The organism is Corynebacterium freneyi, from assembly GCF_030408835.1.
Lineage (GTDB): Bacteria > Actinomycetota > Actinomycetes > Mycobacteriales > Mycobacteriaceae > Corynebacterium > Corynebacterium freneyi.
Window position 1 is genome coordinate 2,554,581 of record NZ_CP047357.1, and the last position, 22,128, is coordinate 2,576,708.

The 22,128-nt window shown below is 69.3% G+C and carries 18 protein-coding genes; 11 read left to right on the top strand and 7 right to left on the bottom strand.

All coding sequences use genetic code 11. The features are described from left to right. Positions 1-28: 28 nt before the first annotated feature. From CFREN_RS11460 to disA, 3 genes are read left to right on the top strand one after another with little or no spacing between them, the layout of a single operon-like run. Positions 29-778: a hypothetical protein gene (locus CFREN_RS11460; RefSeq protein ID WP_209651903.1), complete on the top strand. Its 750-nt coding sequence runs from the start codon at positions 29-31 to the stop codon at positions 776-778. 5 nt (positions 779-783) lie between these two features. Beyond that, positions 784-2,166, top strand: coding sequence for a DNA repair protein RadA (gene radA / locus CFREN_RS11465; protein WP_209651901.1), 1,383 nt, complete (start codon positions 784-786; stop codon positions 2,164-2,166). Positions 2,167-2,185: 19 nt separating this feature from the next. Next, on the top strand, positions 2,186-3,232 hold the full coding sequence (disA, locus tag CFREN_RS11470) for a DNA integrity scanning diadenylate cyclase DisA (protein WP_246580141.1): 1,047 nt from the start codon (positions 2,186-2,188) through the stop codon (positions 3,230-3,232). A gap of 12 nt (positions 3,233-3,244) precedes the next feature. On the opposite strand, the gene CFREN_RS11475 is transcribed toward disA, so the two are convergent. Together CFREN_RS11475 and CFREN_RS11480 are read right to left on the bottom strand one after the other, a co-directional pair. Further along, positions 3,245-3,910, bottom strand: coding sequence for a hypothetical protein (locus CFREN_RS11475; RefSeq protein ID WP_209651897.1), 666 nt, complete (start codon positions 3,908-3,910; stop codon positions 3,245-3,247). 5 nt (positions 3,911-3,915) lie between these two features. Further along, complete coding sequence (locus CFREN_RS11480; protein WP_209651895.1) at positions 3,916-4,539, bottom strand: carbonic anhydrase; 624 nt, start codon at positions 4,537-4,539, stop codon at positions 3,916-3,918. 45 nt (positions 4,540-4,584) lie between these two features. Between CFREN_RS11480 and CFREN_RS11485 the strand changes: the two genes are divergently transcribed. Both CFREN_RS11485 and CFREN_RS11490 read left to right on the top strand, forming a co-directional pair. Beyond that, a complete protein-coding gene (locus CFREN_RS11485; RefSeq protein WP_280528208.1) occupies positions 4,585-5,496 on the top strand; it encodes an HhH-GPD family protein in 912 nt (303 codons plus the stop codon). Between the two features lie 67 nt (positions 5,497-5,563). Next, positions 5,564-6,823 (top strand): lipase family protein, encoded by a 1,260-nt coding sequence (locus CFREN_RS11490; protein ID WP_209651891.1) that lies wholly within the window; start codon positions 5,564-5,566, stop codon positions 6,821-6,823. A gap of 4 nt (positions 6,824-6,827) precedes the next feature. On the opposite strand, the gene CFREN_RS11495 is transcribed toward CFREN_RS11490, so the two are convergent. The 3 genes from CFREN_RS11495 to CFREN_RS11505 all read right to left on the bottom strand — a co-directional run bounded on the left by CFREN_RS11495 (position 6,828) and on the right by CFREN_RS11505 (position 10,435). Beyond that, positions 6,828-7,373 carry a pirin family protein gene (locus CFREN_RS11495; RefSeq protein ID WP_244979476.1) on the bottom strand — a complete coding sequence of 182 codons (546 nt, stop codon included), beginning with the start codon at positions 7,371-7,373 and terminating at the stop codon, positions 6,828-6,830. A gap of 175 nt (positions 7,374-7,548) precedes the next feature. Continuing rightward, complete coding sequence (locus CFREN_RS11500) at positions 7,549-7,719, bottom strand: DUF4236 domain-containing protein (protein ID WP_209651886.1); 171 nt, start codon at positions 7,717-7,719, stop codon at positions 7,549-7,551. 1 nt (position 7,720) lies between these two features. After that, positions 7,721-10,435 (bottom strand): ATP-dependent Clp protease ATP-binding subunit, encoded by a 2,715-nt coding sequence (locus CFREN_RS11505; RefSeq protein WP_209651884.1) that lies wholly within the window; start codon positions 10,433-10,435, stop codon positions 7,721-7,723. A 218-nt stretch (positions 10,436-10,653) separates the two neighbouring features. Here CFREN_RS11505 and mgtE point away from each other — a divergent pair, with 218 nt between their 5' ends. From mgtE to CFREN_RS11530, 5 genes are all read left to right on the top strand, one after another. Further along, a complete protein-coding gene (gene mgtE, locus CFREN_RS11510) occupies positions 10,654-12,063 on the top strand; it encodes a magnesium transporter (RefSeq protein ID WP_209651882.1) in 1,410 nt (469 codons plus the stop codon). 129 nt (positions 12,064-12,192) lie between these two features. Beyond that, on the top strand, positions 12,193-12,918 hold the full coding sequence (locus CFREN_RS11515; RefSeq protein ID WP_209651880.1) for a flagellar basal body-associated FliL family protein: 726 nt from the start codon (positions 12,193-12,195) through the stop codon (positions 12,916-12,918). A 127-nt stretch (positions 12,919-13,045) separates the two neighbouring features. Further along, positions 13,046-14,149, top strand: coding sequence for an alanine dehydrogenase (gene ald, locus CFREN_RS11520; RefSeq protein WP_209651878.1), 1,104 nt, complete (start codon positions 13,046-13,048; stop codon positions 14,147-14,149). A 167-nt stretch (positions 14,150-14,316) separates the two neighbouring features. Then, complete coding sequence (locus CFREN_RS11525) at positions 14,317-16,167, top strand: AMP-binding protein (protein WP_209651876.1); 1,851 nt, start codon at positions 14,317-14,319, stop codon at positions 16,165-16,167. A 130-nt stretch (positions 16,168-16,297) separates the two neighbouring features. Then, on the top strand, positions 16,298-17,722 hold the full coding sequence (locus CFREN_RS11530; protein WP_209651874.1) for a purple acid phosphatase family protein: 1,425 nt from the start codon (positions 16,298-16,300) through the stop codon (positions 17,720-17,722). 156 nt (positions 17,723-17,878) lie between these two features. Here the strand turns inward: CFREN_RS11530 and CFREN_RS11535 are convergent, their stop codons facing one another. Together CFREN_RS11535 and CFREN_RS11540 are read right to left on the bottom strand one after the other, a co-directional pair. Then, positions 17,879-19,090 carry an acyl-CoA dehydrogenase family protein gene (locus CFREN_RS11535; RefSeq protein ID WP_209651871.1) on the bottom strand — a complete coding sequence of 404 codons (1,212 nt, stop codon included), beginning with the start codon at positions 19,088-19,090 and terminating at the stop codon, positions 17,879-17,881. A 36-nt stretch (positions 19,091-19,126) separates the two neighbouring features. Continuing rightward, on the bottom strand, positions 19,127-20,551 hold the full coding sequence (locus tag CFREN_RS11540) for an acyl-CoA dehydrogenase family protein (RefSeq protein WP_070520578.1): 1,425 nt from the start codon (positions 20,549-20,551) through the stop codon (positions 19,127-19,129). 349 nt (positions 20,552-20,900) lie between these two features. Here CFREN_RS11540 and CFREN_RS11545 point away from each other — a divergent pair, with 349 nt between their 5' ends. Continuing rightward, the gene (locus tag CFREN_RS11545) at positions 20,901-22,097 is read left to right on the top strand and encodes a metallophosphoesterase family protein (RefSeq protein ID WP_244979475.1); all 1,197 of its coding nucleotides are present in this window, start codon (positions 20,901-20,903) and stop codon (positions 22,095-22,097) included. Positions 22,098-22,128 lie beyond the last annotated feature (31 nt).

Genomic DNA, 22,128 nt, shown 5'->3' on the forward strand with positions numbered 1-22,128 from the left:
TGCCCTAGATGATGGAGGACACGAACTCATGACCCTCAAGTCGGTTGTCCGCCGCGGTGCCCTCGCCACCGTCGCCGCCGCTTCCGCCGTTGCGCTCGCCGCCTGCGGCGCCGGCCAGATTTCCCAGACCGCCAACCAGGTCGCCGCCGTCGACGGCGCGCAGAACGTCCAGGAGGCCATCCCGGGCGGCATCGCCATCCGCGACGCGCACATCGTCGTCGACCCGGACACGGGTGACGCGGCGCTGAAGTTCTCCGCCACCAACCAGGAGCGCTCGAACGACGCCGCCTACACCCTCCGATCCGTCGAGGTCGAGGGCGCGGGCAAGGTCGACCTGACCCCGGTCACCTCCACCAAGAACTACGAGTCCGCCGCCGACGGTGACCTGGCCATCCCGCGCGACTGCCAGCTGGTCGCCGACTACGCCGGCGCCGTCGAGCAGTACTCCGAGGTCGCCGAGCACAACGCGGCGTGCATCACGTACGTCGCCACCTCGCTGGACGCCGAGACGCTGGTGGGCGACAAGGCCACCGCCGCCGGCGAGAACCGCAACGTGACCTTCACGTTCGATGGCCCGGAGGGCACCGAGACGATCGAGATGTTCGTGACCATCTCCGCCTACGTCCCGGAGGCCGGCGCGGTCGACCGCGGCGCCGACGGCCTGGCCGAGGGCGCCGAAGCTGCCGAGGCCTCGAAGCCGGCCAACGGCGCTGCCACCGACGCCGACGCTGACAGCCCGGCGGCCGAGCAGGCCGTCGGCCAGATCAACCAGCAGTAGGCTCCGTGGCGAAGGGGCCGTCCTACCGCTGCTCCGCCTGTGGCTGGCGGGCGTCCAAGTGGGTGGGCCAGTGCCCTTCGTGCGGGGAGTGGGGTTCTTTGACCGAGGCCGCGGAACCGGCCGGACGATTGCGTTCGGCCGGGTCCGCGGTCTCTTCCGCGTCCGGGCCGCCGGCGGTCGCGGCGACGCCGATCACGGGGGTCGATCCGGGGTTGGCGAAGGCCGTGCCCACGGGCATCGGCGAGTTGGACCGGGTGCTGGGCCGCGGCGTGGTGCCCGGGTCGGTGGTGTTGCTGGCGGGCGAGCCGGGGGTGGGCAAGTCGACGCTGCTGCTGGAGGTGTCGTACCGGTGCGCGTCGGGTGAGCTGGGTCCGGCGCTGTACGTGACGGGCGAGGAGTCGGTGGGGCAGGTTCGGCTTCGCGCGGAGCGGACGGGGGCGCTTCACGACGATTTGTATCTCGCCGCAGAGTCCGACGTCGGGGAGGTCATCGAGCAGGCGTTGGCGGTGAAGCCGGGGCTGCTGGTGGTCGATTCGGTGCAGACGATGCAGGCCGCCGGGGTCGAGGGCACTCGGGGCGGCGTGGCGCAGGCGCGGGCGGTGACGGCGGCGTTGACGGCGCTGGCGAAGGAGTCGGGCATCGCGGTGCTGCTGGTGGGGCACGTGACCAAGGACGGCACGGTCGCGGGGCCGAGGACGATGGAGCACCTGGTCGACGTGGTGCTGAACTTCGAGGGTGACCGGCATTCGGGGCTGCGGTTTTTGCGGGGCCTGAAGAATCGGTTCGGCGCCACCGACGAGGTGGGGTGTTTCGAGCAGACGGCCGACGGCATCCGGGAGGTCGAGGATCCGTCGGGCCTGTTTTTGCATCACCGCTCCCCCACCCCGGGTACGGCGGTGACGGTGGCGATGGAGGGCCGTCGGCCGATGTTGGCGGAAGTGCAGGGCTTGGTGGTGTCGGGCGAGGAGGCGAAGGGCAACCGTCGCAACGTGTCCGGCCTGGATCAGCGGAGGGTGCCGATGGTCGCGGCGATCGTCGCGCAGCACGGCCCGGACATGCGGGGGTTGGCGGCGCGGGAGCTGTACGTGGCCACGGTGGGCGGCATGACGTTGGTGGAGCCGGCGTCGGACCTGGCGGTCGGGGTGGCGTTGGCGTCGGCGGTGCGGCAGCGGCCGGTGCGGGAGAACATGGTGGTCATCGGCGAGTTGGGGCTGGCCGGGGAGGTTCGCCGTGTCCCCGACATCGGGCGGCGGCTGAAGGAGGCGGCGCGGATGGGCTTCACTCGCGCGGTGGTGCCGGCGGAGACGGATTCGTCGCTGGCTCCCCGGGGGCTGTGGCTGGTGCGGGTGGGAACCATCGCGGAGGCGATCGACACGGCCCTGGATTAGGTGGCGGTAAGCTGGCGTGGTGTCCGAACTGAGCCATGACCTGCTGAAAACCCTCGCCCCGGGGACCGGTATCCGCGACGGGCTGGAGAGGATCCGCCGGGGGCGGACGGGCGCGTTGATCGTGCTCGGCTTCGACGATGACATCGAGGCGCTGTGCGACGGCGGGTTCGAGATCGACGTGGCGTTCGCGCCGACGCGGCTGCGGGAGCTGTGCAAGATGGATGGCGCGGTGGTGCTGTCGACCGATGGCACTCGCATTCGGCGGGCGAACGTGCAGTTGGTGCCGGATCCGTCGCTGCCGACGGACGAGTCGGGGACGCGGCACCGGTCGGCGGAGCGCACGGCGTTGCAGACGGGGGTGCCGGTGATTGCGGTGTCGCAGTCGATGAACATCATCACGGTGTATGCCGATGGGGTGCGGCATGTGTTGAAGGATTCGGCGGAGATTCTGTCGCGGGCGAATCAGGCGCTGGGTACCGTCGAGAGGTACCGGGCGCGGCTGGACGCGGAGTCGGAGGAGCTGTTCGAGGCGGAGATGGCGGGGTTCGCGTCGGCGTCGGAGGTCGTGGGGGTGCTGCGGTTGTCGGAGTTGCTGCGGCGGGCGGCGCAGTCGGTGTCGCGGGACGTGGTGGCGTTGGGGTCGGATGGGCATCAGCTGGACGTGCAGTTGCGGGAGCTCGTCGCCGACACGGCCCCCGATGCGCGGTTGTTGCTGCACGATTACCTGGTCACGGCTTCGGGGCTTCCCGACGAGGCCGACGTGGACGCCGCGTTGGCGGGTCTGGCGGAGTTGCCGGATCCGGATTTGCTGGGGCCGAGGGCGGTGGCGCAGGTGTTGGGATTCCCGACGGACGCGGAGTCGTTGGACGAGCGCGTCGATCCGCGTGGTTATCGTGCGCTGGCGCGGGTGCCCCGGATGCAGTATTCGCTGATGGACAAGCTGGTGGCGCGGTTCGTGACGTTGCCGTCGTTGTTGCGGGCGCAGACCGAGGATTTGGCCGCGTTGGAGGGCGTGGGCCCGTTGTGGGCGCGGCACGTGCGGCAGGGGTTGGACCGGTTGACGTAGCCGGGCGGCGGGTCAGCGGATGTTGAACGTGTAGGGGTCGGAGTTGCGGTCGCCTACGAGACCGTAGACGAGGTAGCTGCCGGAGCCGACTTCCTGTCGGTCGGATTCGGTGCACTTGCCGGGCGCGGAGCTCTTGCGGGACCAGTTGACGTCGTAGACGGCTTCTTCGCCGGCTTCGATGGTTTCGGTGCCGCTGCCTTCGGAGTCGTGGCAGTCGAGGTCGGACCAGATGCGTTCGTAGGTGACCATGTCGTAGACCTCGAAGCGGAGGGTGTCTTCGTCGAGGTCGATTTCGCAGTCGCCGCCGGTGGGGTTGGCCAGGGTCAGGGCGAAGCGGGGGTTGGTGGCGCCGTAGTTGGGGCTGTCGGCGGTGACGGTGAGGATGAGGTCGCCGAGTTCGCAGGTGTCCTTCGCCGCGGCTTCGGAGGTTTCGGCCGTGTCGGTGGTGGTGTACGGCTCGGAGGAGTGTTTGCCGGGGGCGGAGGTGTTTTCGACGCCGTCGTCGCGGGTGACGGTGACCGGTTCGCTGGTGTCGGCCGCTTGGTCGGTGTCCTGGTCCGAGCCGCCGGCCACCCATCTGATGATGCCCGCGATCACGAGGATCAGGGCGAGCAGCAGAACCAGCGCGGCGATTCGCCGGCGCCGGTAGATCTCGGGGGGCAGCGGTCGGTTGGTCACGCCATTCAGACTAGCGGGTCGTCGCTGACTCCCTTGGTCACGACGACTTCGGCGCGTCCGTCGCCGAGGTGGTAGCGCATGCCGACGACGCCGACGGTGCCTTCGGCGAGGCGGGTTTTGATTTCGGGCGACCGGTCGATGATGTGGTTGACGATTTCGCGGACGTGGCGGCGTTCGAGTTCGTCGGAGGTGTTTTGGCCGTCCTTGCGGGCGGCGAGGAGGGAGGGGGTGACCTTTTCGACGAGGACGCGTTGGAATCCGCCGGGCAGGTCGCCGCCGTCGAGGGCGGCGTGGGCGGCTTTGACGGCGCCGCAGGATTCGTGGCCGAGGACGACGACGAGGTTGACGCCGAGGGAGTCGACGGCGAATTCGAGGGACGCCAGTACGGACAGGTCGGTGATGTGGCCGGCGGTGCGGATGACGAAGACGTCGCCGAGGCCTTGGTCGAAGATGATTTCGACGGGGACGCGGGAGTCGGAGCAGGACAGCACGACGACGGCGGGGTTTTGGCCGGCGGTCAGCTTCTCGCGGCGGGAGGGGTCCTGGTTCGGGTGGGCGGAGTGGCCCGCCATGAACCGGCGGTTTCCCTCGAGCAGTTGCTTCCAGACTGTTTCAGGGGTGCGTGGCATACGATCCATTGTGCTCGTAGTTCGCAGAATGGAGTGAATCGTCTTTTGAAATCAACGCATTCCGGGGGTTCGTCGGCAAGCGGGGATTGGCGGGGTGGCCTCGTGGATTGGTTTCGGGTCAATGCCCGGGATTTGCCGTGGCGGGAGCCGGGTACGTCGGCGTGGGGGGTTTTGGTCAGTGAGGTGATGAGTCAGCAGACGCCGGTGGCGCGGGTGGCGCCGGTGTGGCGTCGGTGGATGGGGTTGTGGCCGGGGCCGGAGGAGTTGGCGGCGGCGCCGGCGGATCTGGTGCTGCGGGAGTGGGGGAAGTTGGGGTATCCGCGGCGGGCGTTGCGGTTGCGGGAGTGTGCGGCGGTGATCGTCGCGGAACATGGGGGTCGGGTGCCGTCGGATGTGGGGGCGTTGTTGGCGTTGCCGGGGGTCGGGGATTACACGGCGCGGGCGGTGGCGGCGTTTGCGTTCGGGGCGCGGACGCCGGTGGTGGATGTGAATGTGCGGCGGGTGTTGCGGCGGCATCGGCAGGGGGTGTTTTTGCCGGGTCCGCATAGGCGGGCGGATTTGGATGTGGTGGAGGGGTTGCTTTACGACGATCCGTCGGCTGCGGCGGAGTTGTCGGTGGCGTGGATGGAGTTGGGGGCGACGGTGTGCCGGACGTCGCCGGCGTGCGGTGAGTGTCCGGTGCGGGGGTCGTGTGCGTGGGTGGCGGCGGGGTCGCCGGGGCCGTCGGAGGAGGAGTTGGCGGCGGCGAAGCGGCGGGTGCAGAAGTTCGAGGGCACGGATCGGCAGGTGCGGGGGAAGTTGTTGGATGTGTTGCGGGGGTCGGAGTCGCCGGTGGAGCGGGCGGTGCTCGATGCGGTGTGGCCGGATGCGGCGCAGCGGTCGCGGGCGTTGTTTTCGCTGCTCGATGATGGTTTGGCGGTGCAGGAGGCCGATGGCCGGTTTCGGTTGCCTCGGTAGGGCGCGGCGGGCGGCGGTGTTCGAACGGCATGGTCGGGTGGTCCGGGCGGGAGGATAGGCTGGCGTCATGAGCGCTTCGATGGTGGCGGGTGGCCCGATGCGGCGCCGCCTGGTCGCGGCGTTGCTGGTGGTGGTGGCGTGTTTCGGGGTGGCGGCGTGTTCGGGTGGCGGGTTCGAGGGGGCCGATGCGGGGCGGGCGAAGCCGCCGCCGGTGGTGCGGGAGCCGGGCACGGTGGTCACGGAGATGCCGTTGTCGGTGGAGTCGCCGAGCGTGGCTGCGGCGCGGAGGATCGTGTACGCGTCGACGGATGCGCATGGGGCGTCGAACGTGGTCAGTGGTTCGGTGTTGGAGCCGACGGCGAAGTGGACGGGTGATGGGCCGCGGCCGTTGTTGGTCATCGCCCCGGGGACGCAGGGGTCGGCGGATAATTGTGCGCCGTCGTTGACCATGCAGTTCGGCACCGCTCCCCCGCCGCCGTCGACGCATTTCCTGGATTTGGGGTGGGCGGTGGCCATCACGGATTACGAGGGGTTGGGCACTCCGGGCGGGCACACGTATCTGGTGCGCGAGGCGCAGGGGCATGCGGTGCTCGATGTGGCGCGGGCGGCGGAGTCGTTGTTGCCGCGGGAGTCGGAGGAGGCGGAGGAGGCGACGCCGATCGCGCTGTTCGGGTTTTCGCAGGGCGGTGCGGCGACGGCTGCGGCGGCGGAGTTGGCGGCGGAGCATGCCCCGGAGCTGAACATTCGGGCGGTGTATGCGGGCGGGGTTCCGGCGGATGTGCCGTCGACGGCGGAGGAGATCGACGGGTCGGCGTTGTCGGGCGCGATGGGGTATGCCCTCAACGGGCTGGTCACGGCGTATCCGGGGGTCGGCGAGGAGGTCACGGCGATGCTCGGGGAGGAGGGCCGCAGGTTTCTCGACGACACCGCCGCCCAGTGCGTCGGCGCGACGTTGGCGTTGTGGGGGCACCGCGATTCCTCGGATTTCACGCGCGACGGGAAGTCTTTTGCGCGGCACCTGGGTTCGGAGGCCGGGCCGGGGTTGAGGGCGGCCGTCGACAAGCAGAGGTTGGGTACGGTCGCGCCGGAGATACCGGTGTTCGTGACGCACAACGTGCAGGATGACGTGATTCCCGTCGAGGGTGCGCGGCGGCTGGTGCGGGATTGGTGCGAAGCCGGCGCGAACGTGACGTACGTGGAGGTCGACGAGGATCTCGGCGAGGCGTCGCATGGGCTGGCGTGGCAGCTGACGCGGGATGAGTCGTTCGGGTGGTTGGTCTCCGTGATGGGCGGCCCGGATGCCCCGGGGGCGGAGGGGACGTGCTGAGGGGCTACTTGTTGCGGCGCGGACGGAGTTTCACCGACGGCATCGGCGGCGCCGGGATCCGGTCGATTTGGGCGCGGGTGGGTTCGCCGTCGAAGCCGGGGTAGCCTTCGACGACGCCGAAGCGGGAGGCGCGGGTCTCGACGTTTTCCCAGTCCTCGCGGGCGGAGCGGACGGCGGATTCGTCGTCGCCGACGAAGTTCCAGAACATCAGCAGGTCTTCGCCGTAGGGGTCGCCGGCCAGGAGGATCAGGACGGCGCCGTCGCGGCCGGCGGTGATGGTCGCCTCGGAGACGACGGCGCGGGTGGTGAAGTGGTGCAGGCCGCGGTCGGCGTGGCGCACCCGGCCGGAGAACAGCCACGTACAGGTGGCCAGGTGGGTGTGCGGGTGCGGGGCGATGTCCATTGCGGGTTCGGTGGGACCGAAGTGGTCGGCGAAGATGAAGGGGCCGACGCTGGTGCGCTCGATGTGCGGCAGGGTGCGGCGCACGGTGATGGAGCGGTAGCCGCCGAGGGGGACGTCGCGGGGCTCGAGAACGGCCATTGTTGTCATATCACTCATTGTGCCGGAGCAACCGCCGCTCGGCCAGGCTTTCCGGCTTCCCGTCCGCCCCATGACACCCGACCGCACACGCGAAAAGCGCGGCTACGCATCCAGTGGATGCGTGCCGCGCTTTCAGGTTCCCCGGGGGCTTTGCGACGACCAGGTGGGCGTCGTCAAGCGCCTATTACTTCCAGCGGCCCCGGAAATTCAGGCCCTTGCCCAGGCGGACGGAGAATCCGCCGCGGCTGTTGACGGTCACCGGCCCGATGCGCTTCGAACCCGAAACCCCGGACTTCGACCAGTTGAGCCAGGAATCCTTGCCGACCTTGGTGCGCTTGCGGAAGTAGATCCCCATGTCAGGCGTCCTTCCCGGCGTCGCCCTCGGCGCCCTCGGCACTCTCGGAGCCGGACTCGCCGTACTTCTCCTTCAGCGTCGCCTCCTCGATCGCGGCTTCGGCGGCGTCGATGACGTCGCCGGCGCCGGAGTCGATGGTGCCCTCGGCGTTGCCCATGGCCTCCAGGCCGTCGAGCTCGTCGGGCACGTCGGCGCCGTCGGTCGAGGTGGTGGTGAAGGTGAACGTGGCGTCGGTGCCCTCGGACTCGCCGTCCCAGCCGTCGACGTCGACGCGGACGGTCTCGCCCATGCCGATCTGGCCGTACAGGATCTTCTCGGACAGCTGGTCCTCGATCTCGCGCTGAATCGTGCGGCGCAGCGGGCGGGCGCCCAGCACCGGGTCGAAGCCGCGCTTGGCCAGCAGGTTCTTCGCCTTGTCGGTGACCTCCATGGTGATGCGCTTTTCCTTCAGCTGCTCCGACACGCGGGCCAGCATCAGGTCGACCATCTCCACGATCTCCTCGCGGGACAGCTGCTTGAACACCACGATCTCGTCGATGCGGTTGAGGAACTCCGGACGGAAGTGCTTCTTCAGCTCGTCGTGGACCTTGCCCTTCATGCGCTCGTACTGGCCGTCGGCGTCCTGCTCGCCGACGCCGGAGAAGCCCATGCCGACGGCCTTCGAGATGTCCTGCGTGCCCAGGTTCGAGGTGAAGATGAGCACCGTGTTCTTGAAGTCGACGACGCGACCCTGCGCGTCGGTGAGGCGACCGTCCTCGAGGACCTGCAGGAGGGTGTTGTAGATCTCCTTGTGGGCCTTTTCGATCTCGTCGAACAGCACGACGGAGAACGGCTTGCGGCGGACCTTCTCGGTGAGCTGGCCGCCCTCCTCGTAGCCGACGTAGCCCGGAGGAGCGCCGAACAGGCGGGAGGCGGTGAAGCGGTCGTGGAACTCGCCCATGTCGATCTGGATGAGCGAATCCTCGTCGCCGAACAGGAACTCCGCCAGCGCCTTCGACAGCTCAGTCTTACCGACGCCGGACGGGCCGGCGAAGATGAACGAACCGGACGGGCGCTTCGGGTCCTTCAGGCCGGCGCGGGTGCGGCGGATGGCGCGGGACACGGCCTGCACGGCCTCGTCCTGGCCGATGATCCGCTTGTGCAGCTCCTCCTCCATGCGCAGCAGGCGCGAGGACTCTTCCTCGGTGAGCTTGAACACCGGGATGCCGGTCCAGTTGGCCAGCACCTCCGCGATCTGCTCCTCGCCGACCTCGGTGATGGTGTCGGACTCGCCGGAGCGCCACTTCTTCTCCTTCTCGCGGCGCTCCTCCCCCAGCTTGCGTTCGGTGTCGCGCAGGCCGGCGGCCTTCTCGAAGTCCTGGGCGTCGATGGCGGCTTCCTTCTCGCGGCGCACGTCCGCGATCCGGCCGTCGATCTCCTGCAGGTCCGCCGGGGCGGTCATGCGCTTGATGCGCATGCGGGCGCCGGCCTCGTCGATGAGGTCGACGGCCTTGTCCGGCAGGAAGCGGTCGTTGATGTAGCGGTCCGACAGGGTCGCCGCGGCGACGAGCGCCTGGTCGGTGATGGACACGCGGTGGTGCTGCTCGTACTTGTCGCGCAGGCCCTTGAGGATCTCGATGGTCAGGTCGACGCTCGGCTCCGGCACGTTGACCGGCTGGAAGCGGCGCTCCAGGGCGGCGTCCTTTTCGATGTGCTTGCGGTACTCGTCGAGCGTGGTGGCGCCGATGGTCTGCAGCTCGCCGCGGGCCAGCTTCGGCTTCAGGATCGACGCGGCGTCGATGGCCCCCTCGGCGGCACCCGCGCCGACGAGGGTGTGGATCTCGTCGATGAACAGGATGATGTCGCCGCGCTGGTTGATCTCCTTGAGCACCTTCTTCAGGCGCTCCTCGAAGTCGCCGCGGTAGCGGGAACCGGCGACGAGGGAACCCAGGTCGAGGGAGTAGAGCTGCTTGTCCTTGAGGGTCTCGGGCACGCGGCCGTTGACGATGTCCAGGGCCAGGCCCTCGACGACGGCAGTCTTGCCGACGCCGGGCTCGCCGATGAGCACCGGGTTGTTCTTCGTGCGACGCGAGAGCACCTGCATGATGCGCTCGATTTCCTTCTCTCGGCCGACGACCGGGTCGAGCTTGCCTTCGCGGGCGGCGACGGTGAGGTTGCGGCCGAACTGGTCGAGCACCAGCGAACCGGCCTGGTGGTTGCCGTCGGCGACGCGCTGGCCGGAGGTGGCGCCCACGGGACGCTGCTCCGGGCCGCCGCCGGCGCCGTCGGAGTCGCCGCCCTGGAAGCCGGACAGCAGCTGGATGACCTGCTGGCGCACGCGCGGCAGGTCGGCGCCGAGCTTGACCAGCACCTGCGCGGCGACGCCCTCGCCTTCGCGGATCAGACCGAGCAGGATGTGCTCGGTGCCGATGTACTTGTGGCCGAGCTGGAGGGCCTCGCGCAGCGAGTACTCCAGGACCTTCTTCGCCCGCGGGGTGAACGGGATGTGCCCGCTGGGCGGCTGGGCGCCGCGGCCGATGATGTCGACGACCTCGGAGCGCACGGCTTCCAGCGAGATGCCCATGGACTCCAGGGCCTTGGCGGCGACGCCGTCGCCCTCGCTGATGAGGCCGAGCAGGATGTGCTCGGTGCCGATGTAATTGTGGTTGAGCTCGCGTGCCTCGTCCTGCGCCAGGACGACGACGCGCCGGGCGCGGTCGGTGAACCTCTCGAACATCATTCTCCTCGGTGTCGTCCGGAATCCATATGACGGTTTCACTGAAGCTTAACGACGGCTCGCCCGCGTTTCGTCCCTTCGGGCGTACGCCCATAGCGAACAGGGCCTGAACTGGAGTTTAACGGCGGCCCCCGATCCACGCCGACTCGTCGCAAAGCAGCCGCGGGTTGCCGCGCATCCGCCCCCGCCCGACGTGCCGTGCGGATAGTGTCTGGGGCATGGCCTCTTCCCACACCGGACTCGAGTTCGACGTTCTCGCCGACCACCTGGCGCTGATGCTGGCGCAGGAGGATCTCGTCTCGATCGAGAAGGTGATCCGCGACATGTCGCCGTCGGATCTGGTCGACGTCCTCGAGCGCGAGGACCCCGACGACCGGGCGATCATCTACCGTCTGCTGCCGCGCGAGGTGGCGGTGGAGGTGTTCGAGCGGTTCTCCCCGGGCATGCGCGCGGACCTGCTGACGGGGTTGCGCGACGAGCACGTCGTCGGCGTTTTCGAGCACCTCGACCCCGACGACCGGGTGTCGCTGGTCGACGAGCTGCCCGCGACGGTGTCGGCGAAGCTGTTTTCGGGCCTGTCGGAGAAGGAGCGGGCGCTGACCGCGCCGATCCTCGGCTACCCGTCCGGAACCATCGGGCGTCACATGTCCACCGAATACGTGCGACTGCGGCCGGGGATGACGCCGCGGGAGGCGTTCGACCACGTTCGCGCCAGCGGCGACGGCGCGGAGACCGTGTACCTGCTCATGGTCACCGACGACCACCGCCGGCTCGAGGGCGTCGTGGGAATGCGGGACCTGATTTTCGCGCTCGACGGGGATTCGGCCGACGGTGATTCGCGTGACGACGACCCCGCCGCGGAGCCGATCACCGTGCGGGACCTGATGAAGTCCCCGGAATCCGTGACGGCGTCGGAGGACGCCGAGAAAGCGGCCCGCCGGGCGGTGCGCACCACCCACCTGGTCACGCCCGTGGTCGACGAGGAGAACCGGCTGATCGGCATCCTCACCGTCGACGACGCCAACCGCATCATCGACCGCGCCGACGAGGAAGACGCCGCCCGAGCCGGCGCGTCCGAGCCGCTGGACCGCCCGTACCTGATCACGTCGGTGACCACCCTGGTGCGGTCGCGCATCGTGTGGCTGCTGGTGCTGGCCCTGTCGGCGATTCTCACGGTGCAGGTGCTGGAGATGTTCGAGGACGCCCTGGCCACGGTGGTAACGCTGTCGCTGTTCATCCCCCTGCTCACCGGCACCGCCGGCAACACCGGCTCGCAGGCCGCGACGACCGTGACCCGCGCGCTGGCCGTCGGCGAGGTGCGGCTGCGCGACACGTGGAAGGTGGCGTGGCGCGAGGTCCGCGTCGGACTGACCATGGGCGTGCTGCTCGGCATGATCGGCGCCGTCGTCGCGGGGCTGGTCTACGGCATGGACTTCGGGCTGATCATCGGCCTGACGCTGGTGTCCATCTGCACCATCGCAGCCACCGTCGGCGGCATCATGCCGATGGTCGCCCGCGCCATCAAGGCCGACCCGGCGGTGTTCTCGACGCCGTTCATCTCCACGTTCTGCGATGCGTCCGGTTTGATCGTGTACTTCCTCATCGCGAAGGCGGTGCTGGGGATCTAGGGCGGTTGCCCTGTGCCGCACCCCCGATCGTCGGAGTTTTCGGAAACCCCGAACTGCGGTGGCGGAGAAAACCACTAAATTGTGCGGGTAGCAAAACCCGGTTCAACGCGACGAGTCCCGGAGAGAGACATGAGCAACGACGCACCCGATTTCGACAACCGCTACCAGGGCGGCGCCTCCGGTGGTTCCCCCCAGTCGCCCGATTACGGCAACCCGTGGCCCAATGCGAATGGCGGCTCCGACGCACCCGCCGCCAAGGGGTCGGACGAATCTGCGGGCGCGCGGGACGCGGGGAAGTCCACCGCCGACAAGTCGAAGCTTCCGCTCATCTCCCTGGCCGTCGTGCTGGCCATCGCGGTCATCGCGGGCGGCTTCTGGGCGTTGTCGGGCAAGTCCTCCGATGACTCGGACGGCGAGGACGTCGGTAGCCTCCAGGCCGAGAACGCGCGCCTGAATTCGGATAACGACAGGATCCGCGAGTTGGAATCCGATCTCGAGGCCGCGCAGACCGACAAGCAGACGGTCACCGACCAGCGCGACGCACTGATCAGCGCGTTCGGCGGCGTCAATCCCTGTTCCGTCACCAACTTCGGAACTCCCGAAGGCACGCACTGGGGAGATTCCCCCGAAATGGGGCTGGGCTGCTCCTACACAAAGGAGGGCAAGACCACCCTGGTCGTGACGGTGGCCTCCGGCACCCCCACTTCCTACGGAGAGTTCATTAAGAACCACGGCGAAGAGGGCTACATGCTGTCGTCGAGTTACGGCAAAATGGCCGTCTACGTGTGGCTTGCGGGGTCGGGGTCGGAGGCCGAACAGAAGGCGCACGAGATCATGGAGTGGCTCACCACGTGACCCGGCCCGGCGCGGAGTGCCCCGCATCCCCCTGTTGGTGATCCGGGCCCCGCTCGCGCCATGATTGGGGGAAGACCAATCGCCGGGCCCCTCCGCCCGGCGAGCCGCCACGGACCAGGAGTCACCAATGCGCATCGGAATCCCCCGCGAGATCAAGAGCGGCGAGCATCGCGTCGCAGCGAGCCCGTCGGGGGTGGCGACGCTGACCCGGGCCGGGCATGAGGTGCTCGTGGAGGCCGGCGCCGGCGAAGGTTCGTCGATGCCGGATCAGGCCTACGTCGACGCCGGGGCAACGATCGTCGACACCGCCGCCGAGGTGTGGGCGAAGGGCGATTTGCTGCTGAAGGTCAAGGAGCCCATCGGCCCGGAATTCGACCTCATGCGGCCGGATCAGATCCTGTTCACCTACCTGCACCTGGCGGCCGCCCCGGAGTGCGCGCGGGCGCTGCTCGACGCGGGCACGACGTCGATCGCCTACGAGACCGTCACCGACGATTACGGCGAGCTGCCGTTGCTCACCCCGATGAGCCAGGTCGCCGGCCGTCTGGCGGTGCAGGTCGGCGCGTACCACCTGATGGGCCATTTCGGCGGCCGCGGCATTCTGCTGCCCGGCGTGCCCGGCACCCGCCCAGCGCGCGTGACGGTCATCGGCGCCGGCCAGGTGGGTGCCTCCGCCGTGGCCATGGCGCATGGCCTGCGCGCCGACGTCACCGTCCTCGACCTGAATCCCCGCGCCCTCAAGCGCATCGACGACATTTACCGGGGCACCGTCGACACCGTTTTCTCCACCGCCCACGAGATCGAAAGGGAGCTGCTGGAGTCCGATCTGGTCATCGGCGCGGTGCTCGTGCCGGGCGCGAAGGCCCCGACGCTGGTGCCCGACGAGCTTGTGGCCCGCATGAAGCCGGGGTCGGTGCTCGTCGACGTGGCCATCGACCAGGGCGGTTGTTTCGAGTCGTCGCGGCCGACCACCCACGATGACCCGGTGTTCAAGGTCCACGACAGCCTCTTCTACTGCGTGGCGAACATGCCCGGCGCGGTGGCCAACACGTCGACGCAGGCGTTGGCCAACGCGACCCTTCCCTACGCTCTGGCCCTGGCCGAACACGGTTGGCCGGGTGCCGCGAAGGTCATGCCGGGGCTTTCCGACGGACTGATGACCCACGAGGGCGCCCTGCGCAACCGGCCCGTCGCCGAAGCCCTCGATCTGGACTACGTCCCCGCGCAGTAGGCCACCTTCCGGATGCCGGCCGCTGGGCGCGGCGGCCGGGCCGTCGTCAAGCAAAAAGGCCGCCCCGGAGAGATTCGGGAGCTTTTCCCGCGAAAACCCTCCCAGTGACGAAGGTCACGTATAAGGTTCATTTCCAGAAGGAACCCATACGAGGAGGCCCGAGCCAGATGTCCGAGAAGATCGACGTCCACGCGACGACCAACGCGCACACCGCCGACGTCGGCGCCGCGGAGAAGTTCCGCATCCGCGCCAAGCACTCCCTGCGCGGCACCACCGACCTCATCAAGGGTCTGGCGCCCGTGACCAAGGCCGGCGTGCTCGGCGCCATGGGCCCCGCCGCCATGGGCAAGGCCGCCAACTCGATCTACCGGTGGGACTTCCTGCCCTCCGGCCTGCTCGGCATCGCCGCAGCCCGCGACCCCCACCACACCGCCATCATCGACGACGGCGGTTCCATGACCTACTCCGAGTTCCACGACAACGCCAACCGCCTGGCCCGCGCCCTGCGCCACGGCGACATCCGCCCCCGCGACCGCATCGGACTGCTGTGCCGCAACCACCGCGGCTTCCTGCTCGCCCTGTGCGCGCACGGGCGCCTCGGCACCGACCTCGTCCTGCTCAACACCGGCGCCTCCGCCGAGCAGACCCTCGCCGTCATCCGCGAGCAGAAGCTCGACTTCCTCTTCATCGACGAGGAATTCACCCACCTGCTGCCCGAGAACTTCGACGACTGCCCCGTCGCCGTGTCCTGGCTCGAGAATTACCAGGACGCCTCCTGCGTCCGCGAAGGCTGGACGTCCATGCGCGAAATGCTGCGCACCGCCCCGCCGGAGTCCTGGCCCACCGCCGACCTGCCGACCCGCCCCCGCCGCGGCCGCGTCATCGTCCTGACCTCCGGCACCACCGGCACCCCCAAGGGCGCCCGCCGCCCCGAGCCGAAGTCCTGGATGCCGGCGTCGTCGATCATGAGCCGCATCCCCCTGCGCCACAACCGGCCCGCGTTCCTCGCCGCGCCGCTGTTCCACACCTGGGGCTTCGCCACCGCCCAGCTGTGCATCGCCCTGCGGTCGACCATGATCCTGCGCCGCCACTTCGAGCCGTCCGACGCCCTGCGGATCATCGAAGCCCACAACCCGCACACCATCTTCCTCGTGCCCACCATGCTCCAGCGCATGCTCGAGGTCATGCCCGACGACTACGACGTCGCCGGCTCCCCCCTGGAGGTCATCGCCTCCTGCGGTTCGGCGATCCCGGAGCACGTGGTCAAGCAGGCGCTCGACCGCTTCGGCCCGGTTCTCTACAACCAGTACGGGTCCACCGAGGTCAGCTGGGCGACCATCGCCACCCCCGCCGAGCTCGCCGCCAACCCGACCACCGCGGGCCGCGCGCCGCTGGGCACCCGCATCTCCATCCGCGACGACGAGGGCAACGCCCTGCCCGAGGGAGAGACCGGCCGCATCTTCGTCGGCAACGGCATGCTCTACGAGGGATACACCCGCCCCGGCGCCGACAAGGAGATCATCGACGGCATGGTCTGCACCGGCGACCTCGGCCACCTGGAAAACGGGATGCTCTACATCTCCGGCCGCGAGGACGACATGATCGTCTCCGGCGGCGAGAACGTCTTCCCCCGCGAGACCGAGGACGCCCTGTCCGAGCTGCCCGGCGTGCGCGAATGCTGCGTCTACGGCGTGCCCGACGAGCGCTTCGGCCAGGCTCTGGTGGCCTGGGTCGTGCGCGACGACTCCCCCGAGGGTCGCGAGCTTGACGACGAGGCGATCCGCTCCCACGTCAAGCAGCGCCTCGCCCGCCACTCCGTGCCCCGCGAGACCGTGTTCATGGACGAGTTGCCGCGCAACGCGGTCGGCAAGGTCGTGCCGCGGATGCTGCCGAAGCCGTGGGAGGGTGACAACGCCGCTGATGCCGCCGCCGCGACCCCCGCCCCCGCCGCGGCCGCCGCCACCGCCGCCTCCGGTGACCAGCTCGTCGGCCAGGATCGTCTCCGCCCGGCCGGCTAGTCCCGCGCACCCCGAGGGGTGGTTTCCTCCGCACGATGAAACACCATGTCATCATGTGTTCACGCGGAGGAGACCACCCCTTTATCGTGGCGTGACCGAGCCGTCATCATCGCAGGTTAGCGTGCGTTTCATGACGATTTCACGCCGCGCGTTCCTTTCCGCTGCCACTCTCGCGGCGGGCAGCCTGGTGCTCGCCCGCCCCGCTTCCGCCCTTCCCGAAGGTCTCCCGCCGGGGTTGATGCCGGGGTCGCTCGACCCCGCCACGATCGAGGGCGGCATCCAGGCCGCCGACCTGGAGGTCGCGACGGTCACCGACACGTCCGTCGCCTTCACGTGGGCGACGTATGCGCCGGGCGTCCTCACCCCGTACGGGTTGGCGCAGCCGACGGTCAACGCCGGCGAGGAGGTCCTGATCGGCCCGGCCGACGGCGGCGCGATGACGGTGGTCCACGCCGATGACACGCCCCGCGGCTACCACCACGTGATCGTCGACGGCCTGGAGCCGGGCCGCGCGTACCGCTTCGAGTGCCGTTCGAACGGGGTCCGGGCCGTCCCGTCGCTGGCGACCACGCACCGCCCGTCGTCGCCCGAGATGACCGGCACGTTCACCACGTTGACCCCGCCGCCGGGCCGTTCGCTGGGCACGATCGCGATCACGAACGACACGCACATCGGCAAGCCGTACCACGACGGCATCAAGATCGAGGGCATCGGCCTGCGGGAGGCCGAGGGCGCCCGCCGCTTCCCGACGATGCAGCTGGAGGAGCTGCTGGCGGGCGTCGCCGGCACATCGGCGGCGGCGATCGTGGTCAACGGCGACTGCACGGACGGCAACTCCGCGGAGCAGGCGGCCGAGTTCAAGCGGATCATGGACGGTTTCGGCGCTCAGAACTCCCGCTGGTTCGCCACGCGCGGCAACCACGACAACTACGAGCCGGGGTCGACGAGCGCCCGCGGCGACATGGCGGAGGTCCCGGACCACTTCGGCACCGTGGGCCCGGCCCGCCAGCAACATTGGGCGGCCCACGTCGGAGAACTGCGCCTCATCGGCATCGACTCGTCGACGGTCCACGACGACGGCGGGTACATCTCCCCGGAGCAGCTGGATGCGGTGCATACGGAGTTGCTTGACGACGCCGACCGTCCGACCTTCGTCTTCGCGCACCATCCGATCACCCGCGATGCGGCGTACACCAACGCCGGCGGCCCGGGCTTCATCGTTCCGGAGGATCAGGCCCGTCGCCTGCAGGACTCGTTGGCGGGCACGCCGGGTGCCGCGGCGATGTTCGCGGGGCACACCCATCGCACGCGCCGCGGCCGCGCGGACGTCGGTCACGTGGACTTCTGCGAGCGCGGGGCCTGCCTCGGCTACCCCGGCGGTTACACGCTTCTCGACGTCCGCGAAGGCGGTTACATGGTCACGTTCCACCGCACGCCGGCGCGGGAGTCGCTCGATTGGTCGGCGCGGACGCGCTGGTCGCTGCTGGGCTTCGAGCCGGAGTACATGCTGGGCTCGGTGGACGACCGCAACTACTCGGTGCACCGCGGCTTCTGACCCGGGCCCGCTTTCCGACGGTTCCGATCCGACGAGTGTGCGCCCCGGGGCATGGGGCGCACACTCGTCGTTTCGTCAACCCGGTCGCCGTCGTAAAGCGAAAGGCCACGGCGGGCACGCGCATGGCGCCCTCCGTGGCCTATCGGGGTGTCGTCGTTACTTGAGTTCCTTGGAGCTCAGGCCCAGCACGCGGCGGGCGACGACGAGCTGCTGGATCTGCTGGGTGCCCTCGAAGATGTCCAGGATCTTCGAGTCGCGGGCCCACTTCTCCAGCAGGTTGCGCTCCGAGTAGCCGTACGTGCCGGCGAGCTGGACGGCGCGCAGGGTCACGTCGGTGCCCATGCGGCCGGCCTTCGCCTTCGACGCGGACGCCTCGAGGGTGTTCGGCTGCTTGTTGTCGGCCATCCACGCGGCGCGCAGGGCCAGCAGGTACGCGGCCTCCCAGTCGGACTCGAGCTTGATGTACTCGGCCACGGCGGCGTGCTGGGTGTGGGCGGGCTTGTCGTAGTCGATCTCCAGGCCGGCCTCCTCCAGGATGCGGCGCAGCTCCTCCAGCGCCGCACGGGCGACGCCGATGGCCATGCCCGCCACCAGCGGACGCGTGTTGTCGAAGGTGGCCATCGCGCCGGCGAAGGACTTCTTGACGTCGATCTCCGGGGAACCCAGCAGGTTCTCGGCCGGAACGCGGACGTTGTCCAGGCGCAGCACCGCGGTGTCGGAGGCGCGGATGCCCAGCTTCTCCTCCAGGCGCTCGACGGTGAAGCCCGGGGTGCCCTTCTTCACCAGGAAGGACTTGATGGCCGCGCGGCCCAGGGACTTGTCCAGGGTCGCCCACACCACGACGGAGTCGGCGCGCTCACCGGAGGTGACGAAGATCTTCTCGCCGTTGATGACGTATTCGTCGCCGTCCTTGCGGGCGGTCGTCGACACGGCCGACGAGTCGGAGCCGAACGACGGCTCGGTGATGGCCATCGCGGCCCAGGTCTTGCCGAAGCTCTCCAGCTGCTCGTCGGTGGCGACGGCGGCCAGCGCGGAGTTGCCCAGACCCTGGTACGGCAGCGACAGCGTCAGGCCGACGTCGCCCCAGCAGGTCTCGATGACGTTGAGCAGCGACGCCATGTTGCCGCCGTTCTTGACGCCGGTGCGCTGCTTCTTCTTCTCGTCGCCACGGCCGCCGGACGCGCCGGAGAAGGCGTTGCCGCCGTCGGCCATGCCGTCCATCATCGACGCCAGGGTGTCGAGCTCACGCGGGTACTCGTGCTCGGCGAGATCGTACTTACGGGAAATGGGACGGAAGATCTCCGCCGCGGCCTGATGCGCCTGAGCGGCGCCCGCCCGGAGGAACTTCGGCAGTTCGAGGTTGATCATTTCGGATCCTCTTTCAAATCTGAAGTGTCTGGCGGTTTACAGGACGACGATGCCTTCTGCGACGCCGACGGCGCGCAGATCGCGGTACCAGCGCTCGACCGGGTGCTCCTTGACGAAGCCGTGGCCGCCGAGCAGCTGGACGCCGTCGGAGCCGATCTTCATGCCCTTCTCGGTCGCGAAGTTCTTGGCCAGCGCGGCCTCGCGGTCGAAGCGGCGGCCCTGGTCGGCGCGGGAGGTGCCGCGCAGCAGGATCATGCGCAGGCCGTCGAGCTCGATCTTGATGTCGGCGACCATGAAGGCCACGGCCTGGCGGTGCGAGATCGGCTCGCCGAAGGCCTCGCGCTCGTTGACGTAGGGCACGACGTAGTCGAGGATCGCCTGGCTGGTGCCGGCGGCCAGCGCGGCCCAGCCGAGGCGGGAGCGGCGCAGAACGTCGCGGTACTCGATCTCGGCCTGCTCCGGGGAGATCTGCTCGCCGCCGAGGATGGCGTCGGCGGGGACGCGGACGTCCTTGAGCACGAGGCGGCCGAGCGCGGCGCCGCGAACGCCCATGGACGGGTCGGCCTCGACGTGCAGGCCCTCGGTGTCGGACTCGACGATGACCAGGGCGGGGCGGCCGTTGAGGTTGACGCCGACGATGAACAGCTCGGCGGCACCGGCGTTGGGGACCATCGACTTGACGCCATTGAGGACGATTTCGTTGCCCTCGCGGCGGCCGGTGGTCTCCGGCTCCAGCGGGTCGAAGAGGGGGCGCGGCTCGGAGAGGACGACGGCGGCGGCCGGGACGTCCTCGCCGGCGAAGGCCGGAAGGTAGGTCTTCTGCTGGGCGTCGGAGCCGTGGGCGGTCAGCGTCGCGGCGACGCCGGCGGGGGCCAGCACGGTCAGGGCGAGGCCCATGTCGCCGTAGGCGAGGGCCTCGGCGACGAGCGCGTTGGTGGTGACGTCCTCGCCGGTGGCGATGCCCTCGAAGGACTCGGGGACGTTGATGAGGGAGACGCCGAGCTCGGCGGCCTCGGACAGGAGGGTCTCCGGCGGGGTGGCCTCGTGGTCGCACTTGGCGGCTGCGTCGCGCAGTCGGGACTCCGCGAACTCCTTCACCGTCTCGACGATCATCTGCTGATCTTCGGTCGGGGTGAGGTCGAAGAGCTTCTTCGACGGGGTCTTGGCCGGTTCGGCGGAGGCGGCGTCGTCCGGGGCGGCGGCCTGCGCGTCGCGCGCGGGGCGCTGCGGCTTGCCGGAGCCGGCGACCTTCTTGAACTGGCGGTTGGCGGCGCCCAGGGTCTTGAACCCGGACTTGGTGGACTGGTAGATCACGCGGTCGATCGTCGGCTGGAGGTCGTACTTCTGGGCGAAGTCGGAGCCGGTGATGGACGTGATGAACCGCATTGCCGCACCAATGGCGTCTCGGCCCGGGTTGTTGCGGCCGACGGTCGAATCCTCGCGGTTCTTCTTCTCGCTCATGGGTTCATGGCCTTTCGAGTCAGAACTGTTACTGGCATAACGATAAAGCCATCTCGTGATCGTTGTCACATCTTTCGGCGGATCCGCCCCAATATTGGCACTATTGCCGCCCCCGTAATGCACCCCCGCAAAACACGAGGTCAACGTCATATTTCGCTTTACGACGATCCCGGGAAACGGCGTTATCGCAGGTATGCCGCGTACTGCCGTCGTTTCATGACCCTTCGTACGCGCCGAGCGACCGTGCTTCCGCCGATGCGAATGGGTTCACCCGAAGGCGACACCGATGCCAACGACAGGACACGTGGCGTCCACCTTTCGTTTGCCTCCGGTCGTTAGCGTCCGGTTCATGGGCACTGAAACGAGCGTCGGCTACACCACCGGAAGCGTCGGAAGCACCGTCGGATCAGGTGCCGGGCCCGGCGCACGCCCCATCAGCAGGCGGGCGGCGCTGGCCGGAGGTGCCGCGGGCATCGGCGCGCTGCTGGCGGCGACCGTGGTCCCGAAGGCCCGGGCGGCGCGCACCGGCGGCATCGAGGCCACCGACCTGGAGGTCGTCACCGTCACTCCGACCTCGGTGACCTTCGGTTTCGCCTCCTACACCGCGCCGCATCCGGCCTACGGCCCGTTGCGCCCGACCGTCCCCACGCTCGGCGAGGTCGCGTTGGCCCCGGCCGATGACCCGATCGTCGCCGCCGATCCGGTGGGTTCCGAGGCCATCGCGGGACCGGCCGGTTCCTGGATCCGCCCCGGCATGCCGGACCTTCCGGTCGTCGCCTCGAGCGATTCGGAGACGGGCTTCCACTTGATCACCGTCGACGGTCTGGAACCCGGCCGGGAGTACGTCTTCGAGTGCCGATGCGACGGCGTGCCGGCCACTCCGGGGCTGATGACCACGAACAAGCCGGACTCCCCCGAGGTGTCGGGGCGCATCACCACCCTGACTCCCCCTCCGGGCGAGCACGTGGCCACCATCGCGGTCCTCAACGACACCCACATCGGCGAGGAAAAGCACGGCCTGATCCTCGGCGATTTCCCCGAGGCGATCGTGCAGGAACCGGGCCTGCCGCCGTTTCCCGAGGTCATGTTGGCCGCGGCGCTGGCCGAGATCCGCGATCGCGGCGTCGGGCGCGTCTTCGTCAACGGCGACACCACGTCCGAAGCACGACCGCACGAGATGTGGCGCACCGACGTCGGTGGCCTGCGGGTCATCGGCCTGGACTCGTCCATGCTCGACGAATCCGGCGGCCGCATCGAGGACGACCAGTTCGCCGCCCTCGAATCCGAGCTCGCCGCCGACGCGGCGACGAACGTCGATTTCGTGGAATTCGGTTCCGCCGCCGGCTACCCGGGCGGATACACGCTCATCCACCTGCACACGGGCGGCTACCGGGTGAACTTCCACCGCACCGGTTCCCCCGAGGCGCTGCACTGGTCGTCGCGCTCCCGGTGGGCGATGTACGGACTCAACCCCGAGTACACCCTCGGCTCCACCGCCCACCGCAATTACGTCGTCGAACGCGACCTGTCGGGTCTCGCCCCATAACGCGAAAACGACGGACCGGCGCGAACGCCGG